The 15,097-nt window shown below is 62.2% G+C and carries 15 protein-coding genes; 6 read left to right on the forward strand and 9 right to left on the reverse strand.

Features of this window, described 5'->3' with window-relative positions; translation table 11 throughout:
- Positions 1-41: 41 nt before the first annotated feature.
- Positions 42-1,940: an FTR1 family protein gene (locus HBO24_RS13740; protein WP_057960962.1), complete on the reverse strand. Its 1,899-nt coding sequence runs from the start codon at positions 1,938-1,940 to the stop codon at positions 42-44.
- Positions 1,941-2,243: 303 nt separating this feature from the next.
- Between HBO24_RS13740 and HBO24_RS13745 the strand changes: the two genes are divergently transcribed.
- Genes HBO24_RS13745 through HBO24_RS13760 form a run of 4 tightly spaced genes read left to right on the forward strand, consistent with a single transcriptional unit; the run spans position 2,244 to position 5,387 of the window.
- Positions 2,244-3,641, forward strand: a complete 1,398-nt coding sequence (locus HBO24_RS13745; RefSeq protein ID WP_169960079.1) for a hypothetical protein — start codon at positions 2,244-2,246, stop codon at positions 3,639-3,641.
- A 10-nt stretch (positions 3,642-3,651) separates the two neighbouring features.
- A complete protein-coding gene (locus HBO24_RS13750; protein ID WP_029289599.1) occupies positions 3,652-4,020 on the forward strand; it encodes a YcfL family protein in 369 nt (122 codons plus the stop codon).
- A 35-nt stretch (positions 4,021-4,055) separates the two neighbouring features.
- The gene (lpoB, locus tag HBO24_RS13755) at positions 4,056-4,643 is read left to right on the forward strand and encodes a penicillin-binding protein activator LpoB (protein WP_057440466.1); all 588 of its coding nucleotides are present in this window, start codon (positions 4,056-4,058) and stop codon (positions 4,641-4,643) included.
- Between the two features lie 3 nt (positions 4,644-4,646).
- Positions 4,647-5,387: a hypothetical protein gene (locus HBO24_RS13760; RefSeq protein WP_057440467.1), complete on the forward strand. Its 741-nt coding sequence runs from the start codon at positions 4,647-4,649 to the stop codon at positions 5,385-5,387.
- A gap of 137 nt (positions 5,388-5,524) precedes the next feature.
- Here HBO24_RS13760 and HBO24_RS13765 read toward each other — a convergent pair whose 3' ends face one another.
- The 3 genes from HBO24_RS13765 to HBO24_RS13775 form a co-directional block, all read right to left on the reverse strand.
- Positions 5,525-6,157: a LysE family transporter gene (locus HBO24_RS13765; RefSeq protein WP_170059885.1), complete on the reverse strand. Its 633-nt coding sequence runs from the start codon at positions 6,155-6,157 to the stop codon at positions 5,525-5,527.
- Between the two features lie 71 nt (positions 6,158-6,228).
- The gene (locus HBO24_RS13770) at positions 6,229-6,798 is read right to left on the reverse strand and encodes a mechanosensitive ion channel family protein (protein ID WP_057440468.1); all 570 of its coding nucleotides are present in this window, start codon (positions 6,796-6,798) and stop codon (positions 6,229-6,231) included.
- Positions 6,798-8,708, reverse strand: a complete 1,911-nt coding sequence (locus HBO24_RS13775) for an ATP-binding cassette domain-containing protein (RefSeq protein WP_057960966.1) — start codon at positions 8,706-8,708, stop codon at positions 6,798-6,800. The genes HBO24_RS13770 and HBO24_RS13775 overlap by 1 nt, the downstream gene beginning before the upstream one ends.
- A 50-nt stretch (positions 8,709-8,758) precedes the next feature.
- Here HBO24_RS13775 and HBO24_RS13780 point away from each other — a divergent pair, with 50 nt between their 5' ends.
- Positions 8,759-9,223 carry a TIGR02444 family protein gene (locus HBO24_RS13780; RefSeq protein WP_170059886.1) on the forward strand — a complete coding sequence of 155 codons (465 nt, stop codon included), beginning with the start codon at positions 8,759-8,761 and terminating at the stop codon, positions 9,221-9,223.
- Here HBO24_RS13780 and HBO24_RS13785 read toward each other — a convergent pair.
- Complete coding sequence (locus HBO24_RS13785) at positions 9,220-10,389, reverse strand: AlgP family protein (protein ID WP_170059887.1); 1,170 nt, start codon at positions 10,387-10,389, stop codon at positions 9,220-9,222. The genes HBO24_RS13780 and HBO24_RS13785 overlap by 4 nt on opposite strands.
- Before the next feature lie 192 nt (positions 10,390-10,581).
- On the opposite strand from HBO24_RS13785, the gene HBO24_RS13790 reads away from it, so the two are divergent.
- On the forward strand, positions 10,582-11,247 hold the full coding sequence (locus HBO24_RS13790) for an FKBP-type peptidyl-prolyl cis-trans isomerase (RefSeq protein ID WP_057960977.1): 666 nt from the start codon (positions 10,582-10,584) through the stop codon (positions 11,245-11,247).
- A gap of 54 nt (positions 11,248-11,301) precedes the next feature.
- Here the strand turns inward: HBO24_RS13790 and HBO24_RS13795 are convergent, their stop codons facing one another.
- From HBO24_RS13795 to HBO24_RS13810, 4 genes are all read right to left on the reverse strand, one after another.
- Complete coding sequence (locus HBO24_RS13795; protein ID WP_057440472.1) at positions 11,302-11,760, reverse strand: Rsd/AlgQ family anti-sigma factor; 459 nt, start codon at positions 11,758-11,760, stop codon at positions 11,302-11,304.
- A 204-nt stretch (positions 11,761-11,964) separates the two neighbouring features.
- Positions 11,965-12,486 carry a disulfide bond formation protein B gene (locus HBO24_RS13800; protein WP_057440473.1) on the reverse strand — a complete coding sequence of 174 codons (522 nt, stop codon included), beginning with the start codon at positions 12,484-12,486 and terminating at the stop codon, positions 11,965-11,967.
- A gap of 235 nt (positions 12,487-12,721) precedes the next feature.
- The gene (locus HBO24_RS13805; protein ID WP_057440474.1) at positions 12,722-13,963 is read right to left on the reverse strand and encodes a heme biosynthesis protein HemY; all 1,242 of its coding nucleotides are present in this window, start codon (positions 13,961-13,963) and stop codon (positions 12,722-12,724) included.
- A gap of 5 nt (positions 13,964-13,968) precedes the next feature.
- A complete protein-coding gene (locus HBO24_RS13810; RefSeq protein ID WP_057440475.1) occupies positions 13,969-15,081 on the reverse strand; it encodes a uroporphyrinogen-III C-methyltransferase in 1,113 nt (370 codons plus the stop codon).
- Positions 15,082-15,097 lie beyond the last annotated feature (16 nt).

Consider the following 15,097-nt stretch of genomic DNA (forward strand, 5'->3'; position numbering starts at 1 on the left):
GCCCACACAAGCCAGCTCCCACGATTTGACCGCCAGTACCTTCAGGAAGCCGCCACCCGGCGCTTATCGGCCAACCGGCTGCGGCTGTACAGCACCACAATCGCAATGATCGCCACGGCCTGGGCACTCAACGAATACGCATCGGCATGGATGCCCAGCCAGTCGAAGTCAAAGAACGCCACCGGCCGGGTGCCGAAGATGCCCGCTTCCTGCAACGCCTTCACGCCATGCCCGGCAAATACCACCGACAGCGCGCACAGCAACGCCGCGTTGATCCCGAAGAACAGCGCCAACGGCAGCTTCGCCGAGCCGCGCAGGATGATCCACGCCAAGCCCATCAACAGCACCAGCGCCGTGGCGCCACCGGCCAGTACCGCGTTATGCCCGGCAGGACCGGCTTGCAGCCACAGGGTTTCGTAGAACAGGATCACTTCGAACAGTTCGCGGTACACCGAGAAGAACGCCAGGACCGCAAACCCAAAACGCCCACCACCGCCGACCAGGCTACTCTTGATGTAGTCCTGCCAGGCCGCCGCGTGGCGCCGGTCGTGCATCCACACCCCGAGCCACAGCACCATCACGCTGGCAAACAGCGCCGTACAGCCTTCGAGCAGTTCACGCTGGGCGCCGCTGACGTCAATCACATACGCCGCCAGGGCCCAGGTCGCCGCACCGGCGACCAACGCCAGGGCCCAACCGACGTTGACACTGCGCACCGCCGATTGCTGGCCGGTGTTACGCAAAAAGGCCAGGATTGCCGCCAGCACCAGAATCGCTTCCAACCCTTCACGCAGCAGAATCAGCAAGCCCGAGATGTAGCTCAACGACCAGCTCAGGCCGTCGCCGCCCAACAGGCCGGCCGCTTCAGTGAGTTTGCCCTTGGCCACGTCCAGGCGCTGCTGGACCTGCTCGATCGGCAAACCATCCTGCAACGACTGCCGATACGCCATCAGGGCTTTCTCGGTGTCCTTGCGCACGTTGGCATCGACGTTGTCCAGGGAGCTTTCCACCAGCTCGAAGCCTTCCAGGTACGCCGCTACCGACAGGTCGTAGGCCTGTTCGTGCTCACCGCTGCGGAACGCTGCCAGGCTCTTGTCCAAGGTGGCAGCGGTGTACTCCAGCAACTGCGCCGGGCCACGCTGGACCTGGGGTGGCTGGGCGCGCTGGGCGCGGAACACCCGGACCGCGTCCGGCCCCTCGGCGGCCAGCACTTCTTCCGGGGTCTGGCGTGCCAGGTCGGCCAGGTTGAAGGATTTTTCGCTTTTCGCGGCGGCCGGGTCGGCAGTAAAGCCGGCGATGTAGGTGGCCAGGTCCCAGCGCTGCCGGTCATCCAACTGGTCGGCGAACGACGGCATGTCGGTGCCTTCGACGCCCAGGCCCAGGGTGTTGTAGATGCCGTAGAGGCTCAGACGGTCCAGACGCTGGGCATCGCGCAGGTTGGCCGGCGGTGGGGCCATACCGACACCGGCCGGGCCATCGCCCGCACCGGCGTCACCGTGGCACACCGAACAGTGCTGGGCGTACAGCGGCGCACCGCGCGTAGGGTCCGGGGTAATGGCCGGCGCCTGGCTGACCTCATAGGCGGCCGCCAGTTGCGCGCCCAGTTGACGCGCCTGGCGCGCTACCGCGTTGCCATCCTGGCGGTTAGTGACAGCGGCCAGCAGCTCATCGACGCCTTTGACCAGGCTCGCACGCTCGGGCTTGTCGGGCAGCTCTGCCACCAGCCCCTGCAACACGCCGAGAAACTCCACCTGTTCGCGGTATTCGGAGTCGTCGACCACCTTGCCCGCCTCCACCGTCGGCGGATAGTCAGCGCCAATGTAGTCCAGTAAATGCAGGGCCTGGGGCGCACCCTCTGCGGTAGCAGCCAGCAGATTGAAGCTGCACGACACCAACGCCGGCAGCAACAGCCAGGCGAGAAAACGGGAGGGGGCAGTCATGAATGAATCCCAAATGGAAACAAGAAGTAACACATTGTCGAATGTTAATCGGTTTGACTCAAGACGTTAGTGCTTTGGCCGCTGAAATGACTCGCTCAGGTAGGGGCCAACCCTCAAAGAAAGCAGCGGAAAAGCCATTGTTTTGCCAGTAACGAGGCCTATAATGCGCCGCCTTCGTTATCGCGAAACGGCATTTAGGCTCCTCTTTTTATGAGGGATGTGTGGGAAAAGGTTTTTCCTGCGCTTGGTTATTTGGCCCGACCAGCCCCTTCGGCCGATTACGCTCAGGGAAGCAGCACCTCAATGGCATCTCGCGTCTTTACCTCCCTTGCCCTCGCGGCACTCACGCTGCTGTCGGGCTGTTCGATGTTCCGCAGCTACGACACTGAACTGCAAGCCACCAACCAGCAGTTGGCCAGCGGCAATGTCGATGGCGCGCTGACCCTGCTGGAGAAGAACAACAGCAGCGAAGACAAAGACCTTCTCTACTACTTCGAAAAAGGCGAGTTGCTGCGGGCCAAGGGCGATCTGACCGGCAGCCAGGCGGCTTGGCACCGGGCAGACCTGGTGGTGTACAAGTGGGAGGAGTCGGTCAAGTTCGACACCGAGCGCTATCTCGCGCAATTCGGTAGCTTCCTGGTCAACGACAAGGTGCGGCGCTACGAAGGGTATGACTATGAAAAAGTCATGCTCACCACGCAGATGGCGTTGAACCTGCTGGCCGTCAATGACTTCGACGGCGCGCGCACCGAAATCAAGAAAACCCACGAACGCGAAGCGGTGATCGCCGAACTGCGGGACAAGGAATACCTCAAGCGCGAAAACGAAGCCGAGCGCCAGGGCGTGGCCACGCAGTTCAAGGATCTGCGCGGCTATCCGGTGGAAAGTCTCGATGCGCCGGACGTGGTGGGCCTGAAGAACAGCTACCAGAGCGCGTTCAGTCATTACCTGGCCGGTTTCATCTACGAAGCCTTGGGCGAAAAGGACCTGGCCGCGCCGGGCTACCGCAAGGCCGCCGAACTGCGCCCCAATACACCGTTGCTGGAACAGGCCCTGCTCGACCTGGATGCCTCCCGCGTGGCCGCTGACGAAAGCGACGTACTGATCGTGGTCCAGAGCGGCCTGGCGCCGGCCCGCGACTCGATCCGCCTGCCGTTGCCGATCCCTATCGACGGGCATTGGGTGATCACACCGCTGTCGTTCCCGGTGATCAAGCCAGACACTTCGACGGCCACCTTTGCGCAGATCGGCATCGATGGTCGGCAGCAGAACCTCACGCCACTCAACAGCACCACTGCAATGTCGCGCCGCGCCCTGCGCGACGACATGCCGGGGATCATCCTGCGTACCACCGTGCGCGCCATCAGCCGCGGCGTGACGCAAAAAAACCTCAACCAGACCAACCCGATGGCCGGCCTGGTGCTGGGCATCGCATCCGCCGTCACCGAAGGCGCCGATACCCGCACCTGGCGCACCCTGCCGGACCTGACCCAGGTCACGCGCCTGCGCCTCAAGCACGGTGAGCACCAGGTGAGCCTGCCCAATGCCTTGGGCGGCACCCTGGTGACGGTCAAGGCCGAACAACGCCATCAGGTGATCACTTTGCGAGTGGTCGGCAACCAGGTCTTCACCAGCGGCGTGGCCGCCCATGTGGTCGCGAGCAACCCGGCCCAGGCCGTCGCCAGCCTCAAACAACCTTAAGGAGCACGCTATGCGTCATTTCATCCTCGGCGCCTTGGCGCTGATCTTCCTCGCCGGTTGCGCCACCCCGCCGCCGGAACCGGGCAGCGCCGCGAGCAAAGTCGTGGTGATGGGCAAGTTCAAGGGCATCGCCGTCGGCGCCATTCGGGTAGCCCGCGAGAACGGCTTCCTGACGGCCAAGGTGCAACTGAGCAACATCACCAGCAGCAACCAGATGATGTATTACCGCTTCGCCTGGCTGGGCGCCGATGGTTTCCCGGTGGGTGACGAAGAAACCTGGAAAGTGCTGAACCTCTACGCCAACCAGGCCACCTTCCTGCCGGCCATCGCCAACCTGCCCCAGGCCGCCGACTTCCGCCTTGAAGTCAAGACGCCTTGAGCCAGCCCCCTATTCAGTTTTCGAGAGACATTCCCATGTTTGCACGCTTTTCGTTCCTCGCCGTAATCGCCGTCCTGGCCAGCGGCTGCGCCAACACCTCGCCGGTCATCGGCGGTAAAAATATCAGCTACGGCGACACCAAGGCCGTGGAACTGGTGACCAACGAGTTCGGCTCCACCGACCTGCAGATGATCGCCGAAAGCATGACCCGCTCCCTGGCGCAGTCCGGCATCCTCCAGGGCCGCCCGGTGGTGCAGGTGTATGACGTGAAGAACAAGACCAGCGAGTACATCGACACCCGCGAGATCACCACCTCGATCAAGACCCAACTGATGAAGACCGGCACCGCCCGCTTCGCCAGCGACAACACCGATATGCAAAGCCAGGTCGACCAGCTCAAGCTGCAAAACCAGAGCGGCCTGTACAAGAAATCCACGGTCAGCAAGACCGGCAACATGGTTGCCGCCAAGTACCGCCTGGAAGGCTCCATCAGCTCCATCGTCAAGCGCAGCGCCGACTACAAGGACGTGTTCTACAAGTTCAGCCTGCAATTGATCGACGTCGAAAGCGGCCTGGCGGAATGGATGGACGAAAAAGAAATCCGCAAGACCACGGAGCGCTAAGCCATGCGTCCATGGATCGGCATCATCGCCCTGCTGTGCAGCGTTGGCGCCTGGGCGGCGCCGAAAATCGCGGTGACGGACCTGGCCTACGAGGCGCGCGTGGAGGAATACATCCACGCCGTCGCGGCGACCAATAACTTCCAGGCCAGCCCCTACAACGCCAGCGGTGCGTCCAGCTACACCGAGTTCGAGAGCCGCAACAGCTACATCGAACAGAGTGAGCTGCGTAAATTCAGCGGCGATATCAAGGGTGAGATTCTCAAGTCGCGCCAGTTCCAGTTGGTCCAGGGCACGCCCTACACCAGCGAGGCCAAGGGCGATGTGTACGACGTGATCAAGCGGATCAAGGCCGGCCACTTCAAGGGCGCCGACTATGTGCTGTTTGGTACTTTGTCGGATATCGACTTCACCCAGGACATCAACGCCCTGGATCGCACCAACAGCTATTCAGCGGTGCTGGGGCTGGCGGTCGTGGCGGACTTCAGCCTGATCAACACCCGCACCTATGAAATCACCTCGGCGTTTACCGCCATGGGTGAGGGCCAGGACACCAAGCTGGTGAACAGTCGCGACGTGCGCGTCAGCCTGAGCCGGCCACGGGTGGTGAAGGAAGTGTCGAAAACCTTGGGTGAAGATGTGGCGCGCCAGCTGCAGGAGCAACTGGGCGGTGGCTACCAGGAGCCTGGTCAGCCGGCGTTGCGCAACAACCTGCCAAGGGATGAGGCGCCGAAAATCCTGCACTGAAGCTCAATGGCTCGGCTAGCACACATCAATGTGGGAGCTGGCTTGCCTGCGATGCAAGCGCCGCGGTGTCACTGATACACCGCGGTGATGCGATCGCAGGCAAGCCAGCTCCCACAGTTTTGATTGGGCTTGTTCAGTCAGGCCGTGGCGCGATGCAGGCTGGCGAGGAAACCCGCAGCGCCCACGAACAACCCGGCAAACATGCGGTTCACGCGTTTCTGCTGCTTGGGCGTGCGCAACAGGCGCAGCACCTTCGATGCCAGCCCGGTGTAGCCCGCCATCACGATCATATCCACGCCGATCATGGTCGCACCGAGGATCAGGTACTGAATCAGCAGCGGTGCCTGTGGGTTCACGAACTGCGGCAGCACCGCCAGCATGAACACCAGGGCCTTGGGGTTGCTGGCATTGACCAGGAAACCACGGAACATCATCGCCAGCGGCTTGCCGATCGGGCGGACTGGCGCGTCATCGCTCATGTCCATGGGCAGGGCGCGCCATTGCTTGACGGCCAGGTACACCAGGTACGCCACGCCAAACCATTTGATCGCGTAGAACGCGGTTGAGGACGTCGCCAGAACGGCGCCCAGGCCGCCCGCCACCACGGCAATCTGCATCGCCAGGCCCAATTGCAGGCCAATGGCGTTCCAGTAACCGCGCAGGAAACCATATTGCAGGCCGCTGGACATGGAGGCGATGGCGCCCGCGCCGGGGGAGAGACTGATGATCCAACTGGCCAGGAAGAAGGCCAGCCATGTGTCGAGCGCCATTACACACCTCGTAGCAAATTCGTTGTCAGCACTAAGCTAACGCCAAGGGCCGAGGGCTGGCTAGAGAATTTTTAAGGTAAAGGGCTGATATCGCTACCGCGCCAGCGGCGTACCGAGCGCTGGAAGAACAGGCTGTTGGGTACTTGCACCACGGCGCTGTCGGTGCCCGCTTCAGCCACTTCGATCAACGTGGTGTACAGCAGGTTAATCGCGATCACCCGGCCTTTGACGCCGGGCTTGTCGACGGTGTCCACCAACTCGACGACATCACCCAGGCGAAACGGCCCAACGGTGAAGATCAGGATCGCGCACAGCAGGTTCGACAGCACCGACCACATGGCAAAGAACGCTACCGCCGCGACGGCCACAAAACCCGAGAGCGCGGTCCACAGCACGGTGGCAGAGACCCCCAGGCGTTCAAGGACGAAGATCAGCGCACTGCCCATGATCAGCCAGCGCAGGCCACCACGCAGGGGCATCAGCAGTTGCGGCGGAAACGGATAGCGCTCACCCAGGCGCGTCAGGCCCTTGGCGACGAAGCGCTGGGCCAGGTAACCGGCCAGCAGGATCAGCAGGATTTGCACGCCGACCCACACCGGTTCGATCCATTGCGCTGGCAGTGGCAGCTGCAAGGCTTCCATCAGGACAGCGCCTCCAACTCCGCTTGCAGGCCTTCCAGCAGTTCGAGGGCTTCCATCCAGGTCTCCTCCAGTTGCCCTTCGCGCACCTTGAGCTTGGCCTGTTCGGCCAGCAGGTCGCGCAACTCATCCTTGCGGGCCGCTTCGTACACCGCGCTGTCGCCGAGGCTGGTTTCGATCTTGGCCAGGCGTTCGTGGACCTTGCCCAATTCGGCTTCAAGCTTGTCGGCTTCGCGTTTGTGCGGTGCCAACTGCTGGCGCAGGGCCGCAGCAGCCTGGCGCTGGGCTTTTTTGTCGGTCTTGTCCGGGTTGACCGGGGTGTTGCTGACCGGCGCGTTACGCAGACGGTAGTCGGTCAACCAGCGGGCGTAGTCGTCCAGGTCGCCATCAAACTCTTCGACCTTGCCATCGGCCACCAGCAGGAAGTTGTCGGTGGTGCTCTTGAGCAAGTGGCGGTCGTGAGACACCACCAGCACAGCGCCACTGAATTCCTGCAGGGCCATGGTCAGCGCCAGGCGCATTTCCAGGTCCAGGTGGTTGGTCGGTTCGTCGAGCAGCAGCAGGTTGGGACGGTCCCAGGCGATCAGGGCCAGGGCCAGGCGGGCTTTTTCGCCGCCGGAGAAATTCAGCACCGGCTCGTCGATGCGCGCACCACGGAAGTCGAAACCGCCGAGGAAGTCGCGCAGGGTCTGTTCGCGCTCGGTTGGCGCCAGGCGTTGCAGGTGCAACAGCGGGCTGGCCTTGGCGTCGAGGGAGTCCAATTGATGCTGGGCGAAGTAGCCCACCACCAGGTTCTCGCCACGGGTCAGGCGCCCGGCCAGGGGTTGCAGCTCGCCCGACAGGTTCTTGATCAGCGTCGACTTGCCCGCGCCGTTGGGGCCGAGCAAGCCGATGCGCGCGCCCGGGGTGAGCTGCAGCTTGACCTTCTCCAGGATGGTCTTGTCGCCATAACCCAGGCGGGCATCCGAGAGGTCGAGCAAGGGGCTGGAGATTTTCACTGACTCGCGGAACACAAAGTCGAACGGCGAATCGACGTGGGCCGCCGACAGCTCTTCCATGCGCTCCAGGGCCTTGATCCGGCTCTGGGCCTGACGGGCCTTGGTGGCCTGGGCCTTGAACCGGGCGATGTAGCTTTCCATATGCGCGCGTTGCGCCTGCTGTTTCTCGAAGGCCTGCTGTTGCTGGGCCAGGCGTTCGGCACGGGCCCGCTCGAACGCGGTGTAGCCGCCGCGATAGAGGGTGATTTTCTTCTGTTCGACATGGGCGATGTTATCGACCACGGCGTCGAGGAAATCCCGGTCGTGGGAGATCAGCAGCAACGTGCCTGGGTAACTCTTGAGGAAATCCTCCAGCCACAGGATTGCATCCAGATCCAGGTGGTTGGTCGGTTCGTCGAGCAGCAACAGGTCCGAGGGGCACATCAGCGCCTGGGCCAGGTTCAGGCGCATGCGCCAGCCACCGGAGAAGTCGGCAACCGGGCGGTCCATCTGTTCGTTGGTGAACCCGAGGCCGGCGAGCATTTTGCGCGCGCGGGCGTCGGCGGTGTAGCCGTCGGCACTGTCGAGTTCCGAGTGCAGGCGGGCCTGGGCGGCACCGTCCTGGGCTTTCTCGGCCTCGGCCAGGTCGTGTTGCACCTGACGCAGACGCAGGTCGCCATCGAGCACGTAGTCGATCGCGATGCGGTCCAGGGTGTCGATCTCCTGGCGCATATGGGCGATACGCCAGTCGGCTGGCAGCAGGCAGTCCCCGGAATCCGGGGTCAGCTCACCGAGCAACAGGGCGAACAACGTGGATTTGCCGGCGCCATTGGCACCGATCAGGCCGGCTTTGTGACCGGCGTGCAGGGTCAGCTCGGCGTCTTCGAGAAGACGTTGCGGGCCACGCTGTAATGTTAGGCTTTGAAGTCGGATCATAATGGCGGCGGAGTCTACCAGCTTCGTTGGCCGCTGGCTTGGGTGTGAACATGTGCGCTGACCTGTGGAGCTTTGCCCTCTCGACCTACGCCCGTACGGGCGCTGAAGATGCCTGCCTGCGCTTGCAGGAGCAAGGGGCGGATGTGTGTCTGTTGTTGTGCGGGCTGTGGCTGGAACAGCGCGGGGTCGCACTTGAACCTGGACGCGTGCAGGCGCTGCGAGCAATCGCCGGTCCCTGGCAGGCAGACGTTGTGGAGCCCTTGCGCAGGGTGCGCAAGCAATGGCGCGCCATGGCGCAGCAGGATGTGGGGCTGGGAGCGTTGCGCGAGCGGGTCAAGGCCCTGGAGCTGGAAGCCGAACAGCAGTTGCTGTTACGTCTGGAAGCGCTGGCACAGGCTTGGCCAACGGGAGAACGCGCCACGCATCCGACATGGCTTGAAGGACTGGCGACCGAAGCCGCCAACCTTGACCACGACGCGCTGCTTCAGCTGCGCGCCGCGGTCACCGGCACTTAGGAAGCGCTGGTTGGGGTGGTGCCTGGTGCTACCGGGGCAGGCGTGCTGCTGGCCGGTGCAGTGGTAGCGGCTGGCGCTGCCGGTGCGGCAGGAGCCGCTGGCTTGGCAGCTGCTGGAGCTGGCGCGGGTTTGGCAGCTGCAGGTTTGGCAGCCGGCTTGGCCACTGGTTTCGCAGCAGCAGGTTTGGCAGCCGGCTTGGCCGCTGGTTTTGCAGCAGCAGGTTTGGCAGTTGGCTTGGCCGCTGGTTTTGCAGCAGCAGGTTTGGCAGTTGGCTTGGCCGCTGGTTTTGCAGCAGCAGGTTTGGCAGCCGGCTTGGCCGCTGGTTTCGCAGCAGCAGTTTTAGCAACTGGCTTGGCGGCTGGTTTCGCAGCAGCAGTTTTAGCAGCTGGCTTGGCGGCTGGTTTCGCAGCAGCAGTTTTAGCAGCTGGCTTGGCGGCTGGTTTCGCAGCAGCAGCTTTAGCAGCAGGCTTGGCGGCTGGTTTTGCAGCAGCAGTTTTAGCAGCAGGCTTGGCGGCTGGTTTCGCAGCAGCAGTTTTAGCAGCTGGCTTGGCGGCTGGTTTTGCAGCAGCAGTTTTAGCAGCAGGCTTGGCGGCTGGTTTTGCAGCAGCAGTTTTAGCAGCAGGCTTGGCGGCTGGTTTTGCAGCAGCAGTTTTAGCAACTGGCTTGGCGGCTGGTTTCGCAGCAGCAGCTTTAGCAGGCGCTTTTTTAGCAGCAGGCTTGGCCGCAACTTTGGCCGGCGCCTTGGCCGCAACTGCCTTGGCTGGTGTACGAGTGCTCAACACTTTGGCCACAGCTTCTTTCACACGACCCACGCCCTGCGCCAGTTTCAGGCTCTCTTGGGCATCGCGCTTGAGTTGAAGGATGTAGGTGCGGGTTTCGGATTGACGATCCTTGAGGGCATCGAGCAAGTCCTCAAGTTCTTTGACGGCGCCCTTGGCTTTGGTTTGCGCCTTGGCTTTGCCGGCGGTCGCGGCGTCTTGCAGTTTAGTGCGGGATTTGTGCAGTTTTTCTTGAGCCTTGCCGCGTTGTTTTTCCAGCTTGGCGAGCAATTTCTCTGCATCAGCCAAGGCTTGGGAGCAAGCACTTTCCAAATGTTCGAGCAGGCTGCCCGAGAGTTGTTGGAGCAAGTGCAACGGGGTATTAACAGGCTTCTGTTTGGCCGACATGGTTTACCTCCTGGCTGACGTGGGTGCGGCTCATACTAGCCCTCTGCTCTTACCGCCGCTAGGGCATGTTGACAGTATCGAATGCGTTGCGTTGCACCGCACAAAAATTCTTATTGATATAACGAAAAACCGCTCCGGTTTTTGCCCATCCACACTGGCATAATCCACCGCACTTTCGGCTGGAGAACACCCATGTCGCGTTACCTTTTTTTCATCCTGGGTTTGTCACTTTCAGTGGCCAACGCAAGTGAGCCGACGGCGTCCAAAGACAGCCACGATCTGGCCTACAGCCTGGGCGCCAGCCTAGGCGAACGCCTGCGCCAGGAAGTCCCCGACTTGCAGATCCAGGCCTTGCTCGAAGGTCTCAAGCAGGCCTATCAAGGCAAGCCCCTGGCCCTGGATGACGCACGTATCACACAAATTCTTGCCCAGCACGAAGCACAGGCCAGCGCCGAGGCCCAAGTGCCGCAAAGCGAAAAGGCCCTCGCCGCCGAGCAACAATTCATGTCCACGGAAAAAGCCCGGGCCGGCGTGCGCGAATTGGCCGACGGTATCTTGCTCACAGAGTTGGCCGCCGGCAGCGGGAAAAAGCCGGGCGCCCGTGACAGGGTTCAAGTGAAGTACGTGGGGCGATTGCCCGATGGGACGATTTTCGACCAGAGTGCCCAGCCCCAATGGTTTCGCCTGGACAGCGTGATCAGCGGCTGGCAAAGCGCATTGCAACAGATGCCGGTTGGCGCGAAGTGGCGCCTGGTCATTCCATCGGCCCAAGCTTATGGCGCAGACGGTGCGGGTGAGCTGATCGCGCCTTACACGCCACTGGTTTTCGAGATTGAGCTGCTCGCAATCGGTAGCTGAACCCAACGAAAAACGGTGCGCCATGCGCACCGTTTTTTGTCTTGCCGCTGAGGCTCAAGCCTGGGTTGCAGGCTCTTCCTTGTGGGCGTTGTGCAGCACTTCGATCAGGCAGTCTTCCAGTTCGAAACGCTCATGGAGCAGGCCGCCCAGCTCTTTGAATTTTTCGGCAACGCACTTGCCTTTGTCGCAAAGGTCGTTAAAGGCCAGGAGTTTTTCGGTGATGACATCAATGCGCGGGTAAATAGTCTCGGCCAAGTCCAGGCCACGCTGGTCGTCGAAGGCCTCGGCCTCCTTGGTCAATTGCTCATAGACCCCGAAGTGACCTGCCGAGACGTAATCCACCAAGACACCACAGAAGTCCTGCAGAGATCCACGGTTCTCAGCCAGCGCTTCGGGCTTCTCACCGAGAGCATCAAAGGCTCGAACCAATTCGTGACGTGCCTTCAACCAGCTGTCGATCAGCTTATGCACACCACCCCAGCGTTCCTGAGCATTCTGACAACTTTCCAACATGATGATCTCTTCCCTTATGGGCGGTGCCGCTTTTGCCCGCGCAACACTTCGAGGATAAAGCGGCACCGGACAACGCCGCATCGAACAAACTGTTTCAATAACGCGTGCGGGCCAGATTATGCCCGCATGACTATGGCTTCAAGGTACGCAGACCAGAAAGTTCATACAAGTGTTTAATCCCATCCTACGAGCCAACAACCCCAATCAGTGCTTCACAAACCGCAAACCCTGACCGGACAACAGGCGTGAAAACTGCGTCCCTCCCAGGATGAGCATGGCAATGAAGAACAGCAGGCTCCATTCCGGGATGCTCAAGTCGAACAACGTCCAGTTGATTTCCACACAGTCGACGGTGCCCTTGAATGCCAGTTGCAGGGCTTGCCCCAGCGTCAGGTTTTCGATCATGTATTCCAGGCTTGGCCAGCAGTTGGGCATCTGGTCAGGCGGGATATTCTGCAACAGCACCTGGCGCACCGCTGTCACTGCGCCGAGCAATGCACAGCCCATGCTCGCCGCCCAATACAGGTAAATGCCCACACGCCTGGGGCCATGGAGCGTCGCTATCAGGTTAATCAGGGTGAACACCGCCAGCAGGCTGCGCTGGATCAGGCACAGGAAACAAGGTCGCAGCAATGCCCCATATTCCAGATAAAAAGACGCGCCCAACGTCAGCACACCGGCCATGAACGCCAGGAAGAACAAGGAGCGTGAGGGGGCCAAAGACATTGTTTATCCGCAACGCAAGAGATAGGTAGTTACGGTAGAGGAAAGACCTTACCCCTTTCAATACGCGCTGGAGCAGACGCTTCCGTGAGATCGCAGGGATATACCGTCAGAAGGTAGGTAACTTTGCGTGGCTCAGTGTGGGAAACCACCTCAGCCCCTGAAACGCCCCTAACCAAGGGGATTTGAAGGGCTGGCTGCCAGATGTTTCCCAGCCAACCCTTCAAAAAATCCTACGTCAAACCCGTGCAGGCACCGGCAGCGGTGAAGCCAGCAGACGGCTATCCAGCAGCCCAAGGCCTTCCTGGAACAGCTGATTACTGCGCTCGGTATCACCCAACTGCGCCAGCAACCGCGCCAACTCGGCGCAGGCCTCGGGGTTGCGCTGCACTTGCAGGCTGCTTTCCAGATAGTCCCGCGCCTTGCCCCACAAACTGTTTTGCAGGCAGAGCCGACCCAAGGTCAGCAACAGGCTGGCATCCCCCGGATGATCCTTGAGCCAACCTTCGGCGAATTTCAGCTGGCGTGCCGGATCGCTACCGCGCAACAGGCCATACAACCGGATCAGGTGGCTGTCATAACCGCGCTTGAGCGCCACACGCAACGCCTCTTCGGCCTTGGCATCGGCGCCCAGCTGACGCAACTGCTCGGCATAGGCCAGCACCAGTTGGGGCTCCTGGCGCTGGGCCGAGGTCAACTGCTGCCAGGCCCGCTCAAGGGATTGCAGGCCGGCTTCACCGTGCTCTTCACGCTGGACCGCCAGGCTCAGGTTTTCACCCCAGGCCCGGCGCTCCAGATCTGCCAGTTCGGCGGCAGGCAGCACTTTGTCCTTGCGCAGTTCTGGCAACAGGCGGATCACCGAAGACCAGTCACCGCGCTGCTGGTGCAAGCGCTGGAGTTGACGCAATACCTGGGCGTTGTGCGGATGGCGTTCATGCATGGCCTGCAGCGTCACCAGGGCGGCGTCGGTGTCGCCACGGTCCATCTGCAACTGCGCGTGGCTCAAGGCGATGGCCAATTCGGCCTGGGGCTGACGCTCCAGGGCGCGCTCCAGCAGGCCGTCGGACTCTTCATAACGCCCCTGCTCGTTGGCGGCCCGGGCCGCGCCAAGGTAATACAGCAGCGGCTGGCGCTCGGCTTCTGCAGCACGGTGCAGGTGTCGCTCGGCGCTGGCCCAGCGGCCTTCCGCCAGGTCCATCTGCCCTTGCTCGATGGCGACCTGCACCCGTCGGCTGCGATTGCGGCGCGACCAGGGATTGACCACGCCACCAGAGGTTGTCACCAGCCCCAGCAGCACCCGCAGCAGATAGATCGCCAGGCCGACGACAAACACCGCCACCAGGGTCGACCACAGGCCAGACTCGTAATGCAGCACATGGGGATAGGTGATCAGCACATAGCCGGTGTGTTTCGAGATGCCTACCGCCAGCGCCAGGGCGAGGGCAATCGCCAGCACCAGGATCACATAGAAACGCTTCATCGGCTTTACTCCTGGGTCGCCGGCTTACCGGCGGAAGCCTTGGCTTCATCGGCAGACAGATGGCGGCGTTCAAGGTAAGCCTGCACCGCAGACAAGCTCGCGGCGAGGTCCGGGGTCACCACCGAGACGGCCTTGGGCTCAAGCTCGGTGATACGCGCCAGCATGGCCTGGCTTTGCGGGTTGTCCTGGTTGAAGTTGTCTTGCAAGACGCTGCGCGCCTCGCCCAACGCACGGGCGTACACCGCCGGTTCGCCATTGAGCGCCGCCCATTGCGCCTGCTCCAGCGCCAGGCTCAGGGCCAGTCGCACCTGGTTCAAGCCTTGGCCTGCCAGCAGCGGGCGGATGTTATCGTCGGGGTTGAAGTCGATCCGGAAGTAGCGGGAGATCTGTTCCCACCACTGGCTCCAGCGACTGTCCGTGTCGGTACTCGGACGGCCCTGTGGGCTCTCTTGCAGCTGATATTCCGGGGACACGGCGGCCAGTTGCACCACCTGGTCCCGCAGCGCCGCCAGTTGCAGGTACAGCCCGGTACGGTCTGGCTGCTCGACGCTGCGCAAGGCCGCCAAACTCTTGGCCAACTGCTCACGGGCGGCGTAGGAACCGGGATCGCTCTGCTCGCGCAGGATCTCATCGGCGCCCTGCACCAGCGCCTGGGCACTGTTGATATCCTGCAAGGCCGACAGGCGCAGGCTGGCCAGACGCAGCAGATGCTCGGCCTCGGCCAGGCGCCAATCCTTGCGGCTAGCGCCCAGGACGGTTTCCAGACGCTGATTCAGGCGTTGCTGGTCGCCCTGCAATTGCGCCACCAATCGACGGCGTTCTTCCAGCTCATCAGCACCCGGCAATTGCGCCAGGCGCGCGGCCAACTGCTGTTGTGCCTGCTCAATACCCTGGGCTTGTTCATCCAGGGTACGCACCTGCCCCAACTGTTGCTGACTGCTCGCTTGCAGGGCCCGGACCTGCCAGAGCCCCCAGCCGCCGGCCGCAACACCGGCGGCACCGAGCAGCAAGGCGAAGACCGCCAGGCCGTTGCCACGGCGCGGCGCAGTGACCGGGGTCTCAACAGGCGCATCAAGCGCGGGCTGAGCTTCATCTTTAGGCAAGGCTGTTTCGCTCACGTGTCCATCCTTTGCG

The organism is Pseudomonas sp. WS 5410 (assembly GCF_012985645.1).
Lineage (GTDB): Bacteria > Pseudomonadota > Gammaproteobacteria > Pseudomonadales > Pseudomonadaceae > Aquipseudomonas > Aquipseudomonas shahriarae.

Coding starts and splice junctions, on each gene's coding strand:
- HBO24_RS13740 (WP_057960962.1), bottom strand. CDS start 1,940: ATGACTGCCCCCTCCCGTTTTCTCGCCTGGCTGTTGCTGCCGGCGTTG.
- HBO24_RS13745 (WP_169960079.1), top strand. CDS start 2,244: ATGGCATCTCGCGTCTTTACCTCCCTTGCCCTCGCGGCACTCACGCTG.
- HBO24_RS13750 (WP_029289599.1), top strand. CDS start 3,652: ATGCGTCATTTCATCCTCGGCGCCTTGGCGCTGATCTTCCTCGCCGGT.
- lpoB (WP_057440466.1), top strand. CDS start 4,056: ATGTTTGCACGCTTTTCGTTCCTCGCCGTAATCGCCGTCCTGGCCAGC.
- HBO24_RS13760 (WP_057440467.1), top strand. CDS start 4,647: ATGCGTCCATGGATCGGCATCATCGCCCTGCTGTGCAGCGTTGGCGCC.
- HBO24_RS13765 (WP_170059885.1), bottom strand. CDS start 6,157: ATGGCGCTCGACACATGGCTGGCCTTCTTCCTGGCCAGTTGGATCATC.
- HBO24_RS13770 (WP_057440468.1), bottom strand. CDS start 6,798: ATGGAAGCCTTGCAGCTGCCACTGCCAGCGCAATGGATCGAACCGGTG.
- HBO24_RS13775 (WP_057960966.1), bottom strand. CDS start 8,708: ATGATCCGACTTCAAAGCCTAACATTACAGCGTGGCCCGCAACGTCTT.
- HBO24_RS13780 (WP_170059886.1), top strand. CDS start 8,759: ATGTGCGCTGACCTGTGGAGCTTTGCCCTCTCGACCTACGCCCGTACG.
- HBO24_RS13785 (WP_170059887.1), bottom strand. CDS start 10,389: ATGTCGGCCAAACAGAAGCCTGTTAATACCCCGTTGCACTTGCTCCAA.
- HBO24_RS13790 (WP_057960977.1), top strand. CDS start 10,582: ATGTCGCGTTACCTTTTTTTCATCCTGGGTTTGTCACTTTCAGTGGCC.
- HBO24_RS13795 (WP_057440472.1), bottom strand. CDS start 11,760: ATGTTGGAAAGTTGTCAGAATGCTCAGGAACGCTGGGGTGGTGTGCAT.
- HBO24_RS13800 (WP_057440473.1), bottom strand. CDS start 12,486: ATGTCTTTGGCCCCCTCACGCTCCTTGTTCTTCCTGGCGTTCATGGCC.
- HBO24_RS13805 (WP_057440474.1), bottom strand. CDS start 13,963: ATGAAGCGTTTCTATGTGATCCTGGTGCTGGCGATTGCCCTCGCCCTG.